11 protein-coding genes are annotated in these 13497 nt (G+C 69.6%); 8 read left to right on the top strand and 3 right to left on the bottom strand.

The genetic code is table 11. From position 1 onward, the window contains the following. The first annotated feature begins 2 nt into the window (after window positions 1-2). A complete protein-coding gene (locus SK571_RS10690; protein WP_319983870.1) occupies window positions 3-1589 on the top strand; it encodes a BCCT family transporter in 1587 nt (528 codons plus the stop codon). Here SK571_RS10690 and SK571_RS10685 read toward each other — a convergent pair. Next, a complete protein-coding gene (locus tag SK571_RS10685; protein WP_319983869.1) occupies window positions 1542-2201 on the bottom strand; it encodes a GntR family transcriptional regulator in 660 nt (219 codons plus the stop codon). The genes SK571_RS10690 and SK571_RS10685 overlap by 48 nt on opposite strands. Before the next feature lie 69 nt (window positions 2202-2270). Here SK571_RS10685 and SK571_RS10680 point away from each other — a divergent pair, with 69 nt between their 5' ends. The 5 genes from SK571_RS10680 to purU are packed head-to-tail and all read left to right on the top strand — an operon-like array spanning window position 2271 to window position 8043. Next, window positions 2271-3509, top strand: coding sequence for a sarcosine oxidase subunit beta family protein (locus tag SK571_RS10680; RefSeq protein ID WP_319983868.1), 1239 nt, complete (start codon window positions 2271-2273; stop codon window positions 3507-3509). Window positions 3510-3517: 8 nt separating this feature from the next. After that, the gene (locus tag SK571_RS10675) at window positions 3518-3799 is read left to right on the top strand and encodes a sarcosine oxidase subunit delta (RefSeq protein ID WP_319983867.1); all 282 of its coding nucleotides are present in this window, start codon (window positions 3518-3520) and stop codon (window positions 3797-3799) included. Further along, the gene (locus tag SK571_RS10670) at window positions 3796-6633 is read left to right on the top strand and encodes a 2Fe-2S iron-sulfur cluster-binding protein (protein WP_319983866.1); all 2838 of its coding nucleotides are present in this window, start codon (window positions 3796-3798) and stop codon (window positions 6631-6633) included. The genes SK571_RS10675 and SK571_RS10670 overlap by 4 nt, the downstream gene beginning before the upstream one ends. After that, complete coding sequence (locus SK571_RS10665; RefSeq protein WP_319983865.1) at window positions 6623-7201, top strand: sarcosine oxidase subunit gamma; 579 nt, start codon at window positions 6623-6625, stop codon at window positions 7199-7201. The genes SK571_RS10670 and SK571_RS10665 overlap by 11 nt, the downstream gene beginning before the upstream one ends. Continuing rightward, on the top strand, window positions 7201-8043 hold the full coding sequence (gene purU / locus SK571_RS10660; protein ID WP_319983864.1) for a formyltetrahydrofolate deformylase: 843 nt from the start codon (window positions 7201-7203) through the stop codon (window positions 8041-8043). Before SK571_RS10665 ends, purU begins: the two co-directional genes overlap by 1 nt. Before the next feature lie 266 nt (window positions 8044-8309). Here purU and SK571_RS10655 read toward each other — a convergent pair whose 3' ends face one another. Continuing rightward, window positions 8310-8852 (bottom strand): class I SAM-dependent methyltransferase, encoded by a 543-nt coding sequence (locus SK571_RS10655; protein ID WP_319984027.1) that lies wholly within the window; start codon window positions 8850-8852, stop codon window positions 8310-8312. A gap of 154 nt (window positions 8853-9006) precedes the next feature. Between SK571_RS10655 and SK571_RS10650 the strand changes: the two genes are divergently transcribed. After that, window positions 9007-10293, top strand: coding sequence for an MFS transporter (locus SK571_RS10650; RefSeq protein WP_319983863.1), 1287 nt, complete (start codon window positions 9007-9009; stop codon window positions 10291-10293). An 84-nt stretch (window positions 10294-10377) separates the two neighbouring features. Then, window positions 10378-12423 (top strand): fibronectin type III domain-containing protein, encoded by a 2046-nt coding sequence (locus SK571_RS10645; protein ID WP_319983862.1) that lies wholly within the window; start codon window positions 10378-10380, stop codon window positions 12421-12423. A gap of 28 nt (window positions 12424-12451) precedes the next feature. Here SK571_RS10645 and SK571_RS10640 read toward each other — a convergent pair whose 3' ends face one another. After that, the gene (locus SK571_RS10640; protein WP_319983861.1) at window positions 12452-13339 is read right to left on the bottom strand and encodes an XRE family transcriptional regulator; all 888 of its coding nucleotides are present in this window, start codon (window positions 13337-13339) and stop codon (window positions 12452-12454) included. Window positions 13340-13497: the final 158 nt, after the last annotated feature.

The raw sequence follows: 13497 nt of genomic DNA, 5'->3' as shown, positions 1-13497 counted from the left end.
CCATGTCCGAACCGAAGTTCTCACCCACCACCAAGACGGGCACGGATCGTGTCGTGTTCGTCGTCTCCGCCGTTGTCGCCGCGGCCTTCCTCGGCTGGGGCGTCATCGGCACCAGCAGTCTCGGCAGCGTGTCGACCGCGGTCCTCGGCTGGGTCATCCGCAACACCGGCTGGGCGTTCCTCACGGCGGCGACCGGATTCGTGATCTTCGCCCTGTGGCTGGCCTTCAGCAAGTACGGACGGATTCCGCTGGGCCAGGACGGTGAGAAGCCGGAGTTCCGGACGATCTCGTGGGTCGCGATGATGTTCAGCGCGGGCATGGGCATCGGCCTGATGTTCTACGGTGTCGCGGAACCGTTGGCGCACTTCGTGAAGCCGCCGCCGGGGTCGGTCGAAGGCGGCTCGGACGCGGCGATCGACGTGGCGATGGCGACGTCGTTGTTCCACTGGGCGATCCACCCGTGGTCGATCTACGCCGTCGTCGGCCTCGCGATCGCCTACGGGACTTTCCGTCGTGGCCGCAGGCAACTCATCAGCGCCGCGTTCGCCCCCTTGTTCGGTGACCGGGTCTCGGAGAAGCCGCTGGGACGGCTGATCGACGTGCTGGCGATCTTCGCGACGTTGTTCGGGTCGGCGGCTTCGCTCGGGCTCGGCGCGTTGCAGATCGGCAGCGGGCTGAAGGCGGGCGGGTTCGTGCGCGAGAACCCCGGTGTCGGCGTGCTGATCGGCATCATCGCGGTGCTGACGGTGGCGTTCGTGGCATCGGCCGTGTCGGGCGTGGCCAAGGGGATCCAGTGGTTGTCGAACATCAACATGGTGCTCGCGACCGTGCTCGCGGTCTTCGTGTTCGTCGTCGGACCGACCATCCTCATCCTCAACCTGATTCCCGCGGCGGTCGGCGACTACTTCCGCGACATGGGCGAGATGATCTCCCGCTCGGCGGGGACCGGCGGGAACGCCATGGAGACGTGGCTGTCCGGCTGGACGATCTTCTACTGGGCCTGGTGGATCTCGTGGACGCCGTTCGTCGGCATGTTCATCGCCCGGATCAGCCGCGGCCGCACGATCAAGCAGTTCGTCAAGGGCGTGATCCTCGTGCCCTCGGTGGTGAGCCTGGTCTGGTTCGCGATCATGGGCGGGACCGCGATCTCGGTGCAGCGCGAGGGCACTGACCTGGCGGGCGCGGCGAACCCGGAGTCGCAGCTGTTCGGTGTGCTCGGCCAGTTCCCGTTCGCCGCCGTGGCCGGGGTGGTGGTGATGGTGCTGGTGGCGATCTTCTTCGTATCCGGTGCCGACGCGGCCTCACTGGTGATGGGCACCTTGTCCCAGCGCGGGGCGGGCGAGCCGCATCGCCGGCTGGTGGTGTTCTGGGGTGTGGCGACCGGTGGCGTGGCTGCCGTGATGCTGCTCGTCGGCGGGGGAGGCGCGACCGCCCTGACCGGGTTGCAGAACCTCACGATCATCGCCGCCGCACCGTTCGCGGTCGTCATGGTCGTGGCGTGCGTGGCGCTGGTGAAGGACCTGCGCAGTGACCCGCTGGTCTCAGATCAACGCCCGGATCGCGCGCTCGAACCCGACGACGTGCTGTGAAGCCAGTTCGCTCGCCTTCTTCGCGTCGCCCTCGACGATCGCGGTGAGGAGGGGCACGTGCTCGTCGACGTGACCGGCCATTCCGGACAGTCGTGGCAGGAAGACGCACCAGATCCGGGTGGCCAGGTTGTCGTAGGAGATCAGGGTGTCCTCGAGGAACGGGTTGTGCACGCACCCGTAGATCGCGCGGTGCACGCCGACGTCGGTGCGCAGGAGTTCCGTGTTGTCGCCCGTCGGCGCCGCCGTGTCGAGCCGCGAGCGCAGCTCGGTGAGAGCGGTCCTGTCCTGCGTCGTGGCGCGTTCGGCCGCGGCCGCCGCGGCGAGGGGTTCCAGGGTCCGGCGCACCTCGGAGATGTGGGAGAGGTCGGAGATGTTCACGTCGGTGGCGAACGTGCCGCGGCGCGGGAAGGCGACGACGAGCCGTTCCTGCTCCAGCCGCTTGAGGGCCTCGCGGATCGGGGTGCGGCCGACGCCGAGCTCGGTGCGCAGCCTGTCCTCGTTGATGGGCTCACCCGGCTTGATCTCCAGCATGACCAGGCGATCTCGCAGGACCGCGTACGCCCGCTCGGTGAGTGAGACGGAGGCGGGCTCGTCGTTGACCCGTGCGTTCATGTGACCTACCGTAACGCACAGACTGATATACCAGTAGTCGACCAGATGATTCAGCTGGAGGCGTCGCGCATGACCAGCTCGGCTCAACCGCCCGGAGCGCACCTGCCGGAGCACCCGGACTTCCTCTGGGACGACCCGGAACCGAAGTCCTCCTACGACGTCGTGGTCGTCGGCGGTGGAGGGCACGGCCTCGCGACCGCGTACTACCTCGCGAAGGTGCACGGCATCACGAACGTCGCGGTGCTGGAGAAGGGCTGGCTCGCGGGCGGCAACATGGCCCGCAACACCACGATCATCCGGTCGAACTACCTGTGGGACGAGAGCTCCGGCATCTACGAGCACTCGCTGAAGCTGTGGGAGGGCCTGGAGGACGACCTCGGCTACCCGATCCTCTTCGACCAGCGCGGTGTGCTGAACCTGGCGCACAGCCTGCAGGACGTGCGCGACAGCGTCCGGCGCGTCAACGCCAACCGGCTCAACGGCATCGACGCGGAGTGGGTGGATCCCGCCGGCGTCAAGGAGATCTGCCCGATCGTCAACACCTCGCCGGACGTCCGCTACCCGGTGCTGGGCGCGACCTACCAGCCGCGCGCGGGCATCGCGAAGCACGACTACGTGGCGTGGGGCTACGCGCGGGCGGCGCACGCGATGGGCGTCGACCTGATCCAGAACTGTGAAGTCACCGGTCTGGAGACGTCGCAAGGCCGGGTCACCGCGGTCGAGACGTCACGCGGTCGCATCGCAGCCGGCAAGGTCGCGTTGTGCGCGGCCGGGCACAGCTCGGTGCTCGCGAAGATGGTCGGACTGCGGTTGCCGCTCGCCTCGCACCCGTTGCAGGCCCTCGTCTCCGAACTGCTCGAACCCGTCCACCCGACCGTCGTCATGTCGAACGCCGTGCACGTCTACGTCTCCCAGGCGCACAAGGGAGAACTGGTGATGGGCGCGGGCATCGACAGCTACAACGGGTACGGGCAAAGGGGTTCGTTCCACATCATCGAGCAGCAGATGTCGGCGGCGCTGGAGCTGTTCCCGGTCTTCGCGCGAGCCCACCTGCTGCGGACGTGGGCGGGCATCGTCGACGTCAGCCCGGACGCCTCGCCGATCGTCGGCCTCACGCCCGTCGGCGGCCTGTACCTGAACTGCGGCTGGGGAACCGGCGGCTTCAAGGCCACGCCCGGTGTCGGCGACTGCTTCGCGCACACCATCGCCCACGACAAGCCGCACCCGTTCAACGAGCCGTTCACCCTCGAGCGCTTCACCACGGGCGCTCTCGTCGACGAGCACGGCGCCGCCGCCGTCGCGCACTAGGAGCAGGCATGCAACTCATCCCGTGTCCGTGGTGCGGCCCGCGCGAGGAAGCGGAGTTCCACTACGGCGGCCAGGCCCACGTCGCGTACCCCGAGGACCCGTCCGCGCTGACCGACGAGCAGTGGGCGCAGTACGTGTTCTTCCGGGAGAACCCGAGCGGCCCGTTCGCCGAGCGCTGGAGCCACCACGCCGGATGCCGGCGGTGGTTCAACGCCGTCCGCGACACCCGTACCCACGACCTGCTGGCCGTCTACCGCGTGGGCGAGCCCATGCCCGAGGTGACCGAATGACCTTCCGCACCCCGACCGGTGGTTCGATCGACCGGAACACCTCGCTGCACTTCACCTTCAACGGCCGCCCGTACACCGGGCACCCCGGCGACACGCTCGCGTCGGCGTTGCTCGCTCACGGGGTGCACGAGATCGGCAGCAGCGTGAAGCTCGGCCGACCGCGGGGCATCGTCGCGGCCGGGTCCGAGGACCCGACGTCACTGGTGCAGGTCGAGGCACCGTTCTCCGAGCCGATGCTGCTCGCCACGACCGTCGAGCTGTACGACGGTCTGGTGGCGCGCGGGCTGGCGGGTCAGGGCCGGCTGTCGGCCGAACCGGACCCGGCGCGCTACGACGCCAAGCACGAGCACTGCGACGTGCTGGTCGTCGGCGCCGGGCCCGCCGGTCTGGTCGCGGCGCTGACCGCCGCTCGCAGCGGCGCGCGGGTGGTGCTGGTCGACGAGCAGAACCAGGCCGGTGGCGCGCTGCTGGGCGTGGACGAGTACCTGGACGACCGGCCGTCCGCCGAGTGGGTCGCGGACGTCGTGGCGGAGCTGAGGAGCACGCCGGGTGTGCTGGTGCTGGAGCGCACCACGGCGTTCGGCATGTACCAGGACGGGTTCGTGCTGGCGCTGCAGAAGCGCACCGACCACCTCGGGTTCGCGGCGCCGGCCTCGGTCGCCCGCCAGCGGGTGTGGCGGATCAGGACGCGGCAGACCGTGCTCGCCACCGGCGCCCACGAACGTCCCGTGGCCTTCGCCGACAACGACCGGCCGGGGATCGTGCTCGCCTCGTCGGCCCGCACGTTCCTGCACCGCTACGGCGTGCTGCCCGGCTCGCGGGCGGTCGTGTTCACCACCAACGACAGCGCGTACTGCGCGGCGATCGACCTGGCCGAGTCCGGTGTGGACATCGCGCTGATCGCGGACGCCCGCCCGGAGACCCCTGCCCGGCTGGCGGCGGAGTGCGCGGCGCGGGGCATCGAGGTCCGCGCCGGACACGTGGTCGTCGGGACCGAGGGCGAGAGCCGGGTGACCGGGGTGCGGATCGCTCCGCTGGCCGTCACCTCGCCGGACGTCACCGTCGCCTGCGACACCGTCCTGGTGTCGGGCGGCTGGAACCCGGTGGTGAGCCTGTTCAGCCAGGCGCGCGGCAAGCTGCGCTACGACGCCGAACTCGGTGCTTTCGTGCCGGGCGAGGAACTTCCCACCGTGCGGGTCGTCGGATCCGCGACCGGCGAACTGGACTTCGGCGCGTGTGCGCGGCAGGGCCGGGACGCCGGTGCGCAAGCCGCGGCCGCCGCCGGGTTCACACGGGGCGGCCAGGTTCCGCTGCCGGTGTCGGACTCGCGCTGCACGGCCCGTTCCGGCCTGGTGCTGTGGCGGGTGCCGGGCAACGAGGACGTGAGCTTCGTCGACCTGCAACGGGACTCGACCGTGGCGGACGTGCTGCGGGCGACCGGCGCGGGTCTGCGGTCACTCGAGCACGTCAAGCGCTACACGACCATCGGCACCGCGCACGACCAGGGCAAGACGTCCGGCATGATCGCCGCGGGCATCGTCGCGGAGGAGCTGGGCGTCGAGCTGGCCGAGCAGCGGCCCACGACGTTCCGCCCGCCGTTCACGTCGGTGTCGTTCGCCGCGCTGGCCGGGCGGGACCGCGGCGCGCTGCACGACCCGGTGCGCGTCACGTCGATCCACCCGTGGCACGTGGCGCACGGGGCGTTGTTCGAGGACGTCGGCCAGTGGAAGCGGCCCTGGTACTACCCGCGGGACGGTGAAGACCTGCACACGGCCGTGCTGCGCGAGTGCAGGGCCACGCGCGAGAGCGTCGGCATGATGGACGGCTCGACGCTCGGCAAGATCGACGTGCAGGGCCGTGACGCCGGCAAGTTCCTGGACATGCTCTACACGAACATGATGAGCACGCTGAAGGTCGGCAGGATCCGCTACGGCGTGATGTGCGGCGTCGACGGGATGGTGATCGACGACGGCACCGTGATCCGGGTCGGCGAGGAGCGGTACCTGGTCACCACGACCACCGGCAACGCGGCCAAGATCCTCGACTGGATGGAGGAGTGGCTGCAGACGGAGTGGCCGCACCTCGACGTGCACTGCACCTCGGTCACCGAGCACTGGGCCACGATCCCGCTGGTGGGCCCGCGATCGCGGGACGTGCTGGCCGCGGTGGCCCCTTCGCTGGACGTCTCCAACGAGGCGTTCGAGTTCATGACCTGGCGCGACACGGAGGTCGCCGGTGTGCCGGCGCGGGTGTGCCGGATCAGCTTCTCCGGCGAGCTGGCCTACGAGATCAACGTGACCGCGTGGCACGGCATCGCCGTGTGGGAGGCGTTGATGGCGGCGGGGAAGCAGTACGGGATCACGCCGTACGGCACCGAGACCATGCACGTGCTCCGCGCCGAGAAGGGCTACCCGATCATCGGGCAGGAGACCGATGCGACGGTCACGCCGCAGGACCTGGGCATGTCGTGGGCGGTGTCGAAGAAGAAGCCCGACTTCATCGGCAAGCGCTCGTTCGCCCGTGCCGAGAACAACCGCACGGACCGCAAGCAGCTCGTGGGGCTCCTGCCCGTCGATCCGGCCGTGCTGCTGCCGGAGGGGTCGCAGATCGTGGAGACCGACCGGCTGCCCGAACCACCGGTGCGGATGCTCGGCCACGTCACGTCCAGCTACCCGAGTGCCGCTCTGGGCCGGACGTTCGCGCTGGCGCTGGTGCGCTCCGGTCACGAACGCATCGGCGAGACGCTGTACGTGCCCGTCGAGGACTCGCTCGTGCCGGTGACCGTCACCGAATCCGTGCTGTACGACAAGGAAGGAGCCCGTCGTGACGGTTAGTCCCCTCGCTGCCTGGCATGACCGGCTGGCGGCGCTCGCCCCGGTGCTGGACGTCGCCGAGGTGCCGTTCCGCTCGCAGCTCACCGTCCGCGTGTCCGACCCGGACGCCATCGCGGCGATGGGATCGGCGCTCGGAGTTCCGTTCCCTTCCACTGCTTGCACTTCCACCTCCGGCACCGGACCATTCGGGGACGTCGAGGTGCTCTGGCTCGGACCTGACGAGTTCCTCGTCACGACCCCGCCCGGCCTGCAGGTCACGATCGAGGAGGTGTTGCGTGGCGCGCTCGGGACTGTCAGAGGGTCCGTTGTGGACACTTCGGCTCAGCGCACGACCGTGGTCCTTCAAGGGCCGCTCGTCCGGCAAGTGCTGGCTCACGGATGTTCCGTGGACCTGCACCCGTCTTCGGCTCCCGTCGGCACTTGCGTGCAGACACTCCTCGCCAGGACGGGAATCGTCCTGCAGGTGACCGGCGAGGACCGGTACGCGATCCTGGTGCGGTCGTCGTTCGCCGAGTACTTCGCGGCGTGGCTCAGCGACGCCTGCGCCGAGTACCTGGCGGTGGCGTGATGCCCCAGTTCACGCTGACCCTCCACTGCCCGGAGCGGGCGGGCATCGTGCACGCCGTCACGTCGTTCCTGGTCGACCACGGCTGCGACATCGTCCAGCACCAGCAGTTCGACGACGACGTGCGCGGGAAGCTGTTCCTGCGCACCGCGTTCTCGTGCGACTCCTCGAACGCCGACGACCTCGCCACGGAGTTCGCGAAGGTCGCGAGCCAGTTCGAGATGGACTTCGACCTGTGGGACGACCGGCCGCCGCGCGTCCTCGTGATGGTCTCGAAGGCCGGACACTGCCTGAACGACCTGCTGTTCCGGTGGCGCGCGGGCAGTCTGGGCGGGGAGATCGCCGCCGTCGTGTCCAACCACGAGGACCTGCGTCCGATGGCGGAGGCGGCGGGCCTCGACTTCGTGCACGTGCCGAACACCGCCGACACCAAGCACGCCGCCGAACAGCGGCTGGTCGAGCTCGTCGAGGAGTACCAGGCCGACCTGGTGGTGCTGGCGCGGTACATGCAGGTGCTGTCGAACGACCTGTGCTCGAAGCTCGCAGGCCGGGTGATCAACATCCACCACTCGTTCCTGCCGGGCTTCAAGGGCGCCAAGCCCTACCACCAGGCCTACGACCGCGGCGTGAAGTACGTGGGCGCGACTGCCCACTACGTCACCCCGGACCTCGACGAGGGCCCGATCATCGAGCAGGAGGTCCTGCGCGTCGACCACTCCTACGACCCGCGTGCGCTGACCGCCGCGGGCCGCGACGCCGAGGCACTCGCCCTGTCGCGGGCCGTCCGCTGGCATTGCGAACACCGCGTCCTGCTCAACGGCAACGGCACGGTCGTCTTCCGCTAGTAGAGCGTCGCGGCTATCTCTTGGGATAGCGATGGCGGCAGGTTGCTGATTTTCGATCATGAAGATCGCGCTCTCATGGCTGTCACCTGCGCGGTTGGCGGTAGTTGGGGTGATCAGCAAACGTTTGCGCCGGCAGTTTTCTGCCGCCAACTCGGCGGCGACGTGCGTGAGCGCGCGACCATCCGGGCTTCGGTAACGACCGACCAGGCCAGGCCGCCCAGCCCCGTGCGCGACTCAACGCAGCACAGCTAAGCCGCGACGCTCTACTAGGGCTTGCGGACCAGCAGCTGGGCCTGCAGGAACCGTTCGCCGTCGATCGGTTCCCGCACCAGCCGACCGACCTCGGCGAAACCGGCCTTCCCCAGCAGTTCCGCCAGGGTGGACGGGGACCAGCGGTAGGCGAGCGTCACCTTGTGGTCGAACTCCTGCGGCTCGGGATCGTCACCCGCGAAGAACCCCAGCAGCAGGTGGCCTCCCGGAGCCAGCACGCGGAAGAACTCCGCGAACACGGCCGGGAGCTCGTGCGGCGGCATGTGGATGACCGAGTAGAACGCCAGGATGCCACCGAGAACCCCGTCACCGAGGTCCAGCGCGGTCATCGACCCCTGGTCGAACCTCAGTTCCGGGTGCGCCTCGCGGGCGAGGGCGATCATCGCGGGGGAGAGGTCGAGGCCGAAGACGTCCAGCCCGAGCGAGTGCAGGTGCGCGGTCAGGTGACCGGGACCGCAGCCGAGGTCCGCCACCGGGCCGTCGGTCAGTTCGGCGAACGCGGCCAGCATCGCGCGGTCGAGGGGCCTGGTGTCGAGCATGTCGCTGAACAGTTCGGCGTACAGCGAGGCGACGGCGTCGTACGGGGTGGGCACGGAAAAATCCTACAGCGAATTAATGTGAGTTCATTGCTGTTGCCAGTGTTCGGCTGTTGCACCGTCGACGCAAACCTGTTCTCGTGCTTATAGTTCCGCCGTGATTTCCGTGCTGCGCAATCCCGTCTACCGGAATCTGTTCGGCGCCCAGGTCGTGGCGCTGACCGGTACGGGACTGGCGACCGTCGCGCTCGGCCTGCTGGCGTACGACCTGGCCGGGTCCGAGGCGGGCGCGGTGCTCGGCACGGCGCTGGCGATCAAGATGATCGCCTACGTCACGGTGGCGCCGATCGCCACGGCGGTGCTCGGCGCGCTGCCGCGCCGAGCGGTGCTGGTGGCGCTGGACCTCGTCCGCGTCGCGGTCGCGGCGATGCTGCCGTGGGTCGGCGAGGTGTGGCAGGTCTACGTGCTGATCTTCCTGCTGCAGGCCGGATCCGCCGCGTTCACGCCGTTGTTCCAGGCGACGATTCCCGAAGTCCTTCCCGACGAACGGGAGTACACCCGCGCGATCACGTTGTCGCGCACGGCCTACGACCTGGAGAGCCTTCTCAGCCCGGCGCTCGCCGCCGCGGCTCTGGCGTTGGTGAGCTTCCAAGAGCTGTTCCTCGGCACCGCTCTCGGCTTCGCGGCGTCGGCCCTGCTCGTGCTCTCCGTCGCTCTGCCACGGCCGAAATCGTTGCCGCGCAACGGTGACTGGTACGACACCACCACCCGGGGCATCCGCATCTACCTCGCCACCCCGCGGTTGCGCGGGCTTCTCGCCGTGCACCTCGCTGCAGCGGCCGCGGGCTCGATGGTGTTCGTGAACACCGTGGCGCACGTGCGGGACGGCCTCGGCCGCGACGCGTCCGACGTCGCCGTCGCACTGGCCGCGAACGGCATGGGATCGCTCGTCGCGGCACTCACCCTGCCCAGGCTCCTCGACCGGTTCGCGGACCGCGCCGTGGTGCTGCGCGCGGCGATCCTGCTGGTCGTCGTGCTGTTCGCGGGGACCGTGCTCGCCGGGCACTGGCAGACGTTGCTGGTGTTGTGGGCGTTGATCGGTGCCGGTTGTTCGCTCGCCCTCACGCCGGGAGCGCGTCTCCTGCGCCGCTCCGCCGATCCCGCGGACCGCCCGGCGTTGTTCGCCGCGGACTTCGCGCTGTCCCACGCCTGCTGGCTGCTCTGCTATCCGCTCGCCGGCTGGGTGGCGACGTCCGCGAGCACGGCCACGGCCTTCCTCGTTCTCGGCGCGGTGACCGCCGCGGCCGCGGTGATCGCCGTGAAGTTCTGGCCCACGCACGATCCGGAAGTGGTCGAGCATGAACATCGTGACGCCGAGGGCGTTGTGTGGACGCACGCCCACGAGTTCCGCATCAACGACGAGCACGTGCGCTGGCCGCGCTGACTGAACAGTTAAACAATGCGCCTTCGAGGCAGGCCGGAATACCGTTTCCGCACCCTGCCTTTTGAAGGAGTCCCACTCATGCGAATGCGCAGCAAAATCATCGCTGCCGCGTGCGGATCGGTCCTGACGATCGGTGCGTTCACAGCCGTTCCGAACGCGGCCGCCGTCCAGCCGGACGTCCGCGCCCAGCAGCAGGACGAGGCACACCAGCGGTTCAAGGGCCTGTCTCAGGGCCTGCGCGGCCAGCTCGCCGGCCACTGGTTCGACTCGGCGGCGGGAAAGCTCACCGTCGCCGTGCCGGACGAGCAAGCAGCACGGCAAGCACGCGCCGAGGGCATCAACGCCGTTGTGGTGCGACGCAGCGCCGCAGACCTGGAGAAGTTGCTCGGCGACGTCAAGAAGCTGATCGGTGACGGCGTTCCCGGTGTGTACAGCTGGGGTGTCGACGTGCGCGACAACCAGGTCGACGTCACGGTCAACACCACGCGCAGAACCGAAGCCACCGAACGGTTCCTGGAGAAGGTGCGCGCGCTCGGCGACGGTGTCCACGTCTCGGAGACCACCTCCCAGCAACGCCAGCAGGCCGGCACCGTGCAGGCCGGCAGCCCGTGGTGGCCGGGGTCGGAGTCGAACTGCTCGATCGGGTTCGCCGCTACGGACGCAAACGGCGGCAAGCACTTCCTCACCGCCGGGCACTGCACGAACGACGCCAACCAGGCCGCGTACGGGCAGTCGGGGCAGCAGAACAGGATCGGCACCTCGAACGTCGGCGGCTCCCGCAGCGTGAACGCCCGCGAGGGCGACATGGGCGTGGTCGCGGTGACCGAGGCCGGCTGGACCCTGTCCGCGGCGGTCAACACCTGGGGCCAGCCCGCGATCACGGTGACCGGCTCGGCCGAGGCGATGGTCGGCGACCGCGTCTGCCACTCCGGTAACACCTCGAAGTGGCAGTGCGGCGAGGTCAAGTACACCAACAAGGCCGTGGACTACGGCGGTGGCCTGGTGATCGAGGGCCTCACCTGGACGACCGCGTGCTCCAAGGGCGGTGACTCCGGCGGCGCGTGGCTGCTCGGCGACAAGGCGGTCGGCCTGCACGACGGCGGCCCGTCGCAGTGCGTGCAGAACCCGACCAACGACGCCGACCTGTCGATCTTCCAGCCGGTCGACGAGGCCCTGCGCAAGTGGAACCTGACCCTGGTGACCGGAGGCTCGAACGACACCACGGCGCCCAGCGTTCCGGGCAACGCCCGCTCGACCGGCACCACCGCGTCGAGCGTCTCGCTGGCGTGGGACGCCTCGACGGACAACGTCGGCGTGACGGGTTACGACGTCTACAACGGCAGCACGCTCGCCACCGCGGTCACCGGCACCACGGCGACCGTGAGCGGTCTCAGGGCGGACAACGACTACACGTTCACCATCAAGGCCAAGGACGCCGCGGGCAACGCGTCGGCGGCCAGTGCGGCCGTCAGCGCCCGCACCCGGCCGGGCACCGCGGACGCGGAACCGCCGACCGCACCGGACAACCTCCGGTCGACCGGCGTCACGGCGTCGAGCGTCTCGCTGGCCTGGAACGCCTCGACCGACAACGTCGGCGTGACGGGCTACGAGGTGCTCAACGGCAGCGCCGTCGCCACAACGGTCACGGGCACCACCGCGACCGTGACCGGTCTGAACGCCGACACCGCGTACACGTTCTCCGTCCGTGCGGTGGACGCGGCCGGGAACCAGTCGAAGCCGTCGGCTGAACTCAACGCGCGCACGTCGTCCGGCAACACCCGCACGTTCACCAACGACACGGACTACCCGATCCGTGACTTCCAGGTGGCGATCAGCGCGGTGCGATCCACCGCCACGGGCTCCGCCACGAACCCCATCACGGTCAAGGTGGACGCCACCCACACGTGCCTGGAAGACCTGAACGTCACGCTCGTCGCGCCGAGCGGCCGCGCGTACGCGCTGATGCGCACGCCCGGTGGCGGCTACAGCTGCCACCCGTTCCCGGCGGGCAAGGCGTTCACCGTGGTCCCCGGTGCAGGGGAGACCGCGAGCGGCACCTGGACGTTGCGCATCGGGGACAACGGCCCCGGTGACACGGGCGTCCTGAGCAGTTGGTCGCTCACGGTCTAGCAAGGGGGTGGACCTGGTGGGCGACCGCTCACCAGGTCCACTCGAACCCGTAGCAGCCGGGCCCGAACTTCAGGGCGACGCCCAGCACCGAGTCGCCCTCGTCCACCCGCACCCCGGACGACTGCCGCCCGCCGTCCGCGTCCCGGACGACCCGGCGGCAGGAGCGGGGCAGCGCCGAGGCGTCGAAGGTGATCTCCAGGACGTACTCGTGCACAGGCCGGCGGAACTTGCGGGAGTAGTTGGTGGCCGGCGGATACGGCGCCTGGTTGACCAGCTCGTGCTCGGTGATCACGGTCTGCCCCCGGCGCAACGGCGCCCGGAACATCAGCTCCGCCACGAGAAGTCCCTCAGACGGCCGGGTCACGACGCGTCCGAGCCGGCAGTTGTGCAGCGGCCTGATCGACGGCAACGGCCGGTCGTGCTCGTCGAGGTGCAGGATCACCACCCAGCGGTCCGGCCCGTCCTCCTCGGCCCGCAGCACCTGCCGCGACACGTACGACCGTTCGCCGCGCTCCGGCCCGACCGTCACGCGGTCGTGCTGGCTGATCCGGGTCAGCCGCGAGTCCCAGCGCGTGTCGACCCCGCCGACAACGTCGTCTATCACCGACGGCACCGGCCAGAACGCGCTGATCGTGCCCGCCTCACGACGGCTTCCGCGCTGTGCGGGACCGAGAAGTTCCGACAACGCACCGGGTTCGAGAACCAGCACCTCTTCGAGATGACCGACCGCCGTGAGCGACGCACGGCGTTCCGGACGGCTGCGGCCCGTCTGCCAGTAGCTCAGCGTCGCGAGGCTGACCGACACCCCGCGGCGGGCGAGGTGGTCGCGGATCCGTTCCAGCGACAGGCCGCGTGCCGCGACGGCCGCGCGCAGGGCGTCCGCGAAGCCAGGAGGCGTGTCTGGCGAGAGCGACATCGATGTCTCCTTCCGGCCGGGTTCTCCGACGCTATCCCTCCGATGGCGCAACGGAAGCCGTGACTTAAAAGTGAAAACGGACATCGGTGGATCACCGCACGTCGATCGTGGTGACAACCATCCGAACGACCGGATGTCGGCCGCGACTTCGACGGCTA

The organism is Lentzea kristufekii, from assembly GCF_033949925.1.
In the GTDB taxonomy this organism is placed as follows: domain Bacteria; phylum Actinomycetota; class Actinomycetes; order Mycobacteriales; family Pseudonocardiaceae; genus Lentzea; species Lentzea kristufekii.
The sequence above is the reverse complement of the archived record's forward strand: the minus strand, read 5'-3'. Positions and strand labels throughout refer to the sequence as shown.

Coding starts and splice junctions, on each gene's coding strand:
- SK571_RS10655 (WP_319984027.1), bottom strand. CDS start 8,852: ATGCTCGACACCAGGCCCCTCGACCGCGCGATGCTGGCCGCGTTCGCC.
- SK571_RS10645 (WP_319983862.1), top strand. CDS start 10,378: ATGCGCAGCAAAATCATCGCTGCCGCGTGCGGATCGGTCCTGACGATC.
- SK571_RS10685 (WP_319983869.1), bottom strand. CDS start 2,201: ATGAACGCACGGGTCAACGACGAGCCCGCCTCCGTCTCACTCACCGAG.
- SK571_RS10640 (WP_319983861.1), bottom strand. CDS start 13,339: ATGTCGCTCTCGCCAGACACGCCTCCTGGCTTCGCGGACGCCCTGCGC.
- purU (WP_319983864.1), top strand. CDS start 7,201: ATGCCCCAGTTCACGCTGACCCTCCACTGCCCGGAGCGGGCGGGCATC.
- SK571_RS10690 (WP_319983870.1), top strand. CDS start 3: ATGTCCGAACCGAAGTTCTCACCCACCACCAAGACGGGCACGGATCGT.
- SK571_RS10675 (WP_319983867.1), top strand. CDS start 3,518: ATGCAACTCATCCCGTGTCCGTGGTGCGGCCCGCGCGAGGAAGCGGAG.
- SK571_RS10680 (WP_319983868.1), top strand. CDS start 2,271: ATGACCAGCTCGGCTCAACCGCCCGGAGCGCACCTGCCGGAGCACCCG.
- SK571_RS10670 (WP_319983866.1), top strand. CDS start 3,796: ATGACCTTCCGCACCCCGACCGGTGGTTCGATCGACCGGAACACCTCG.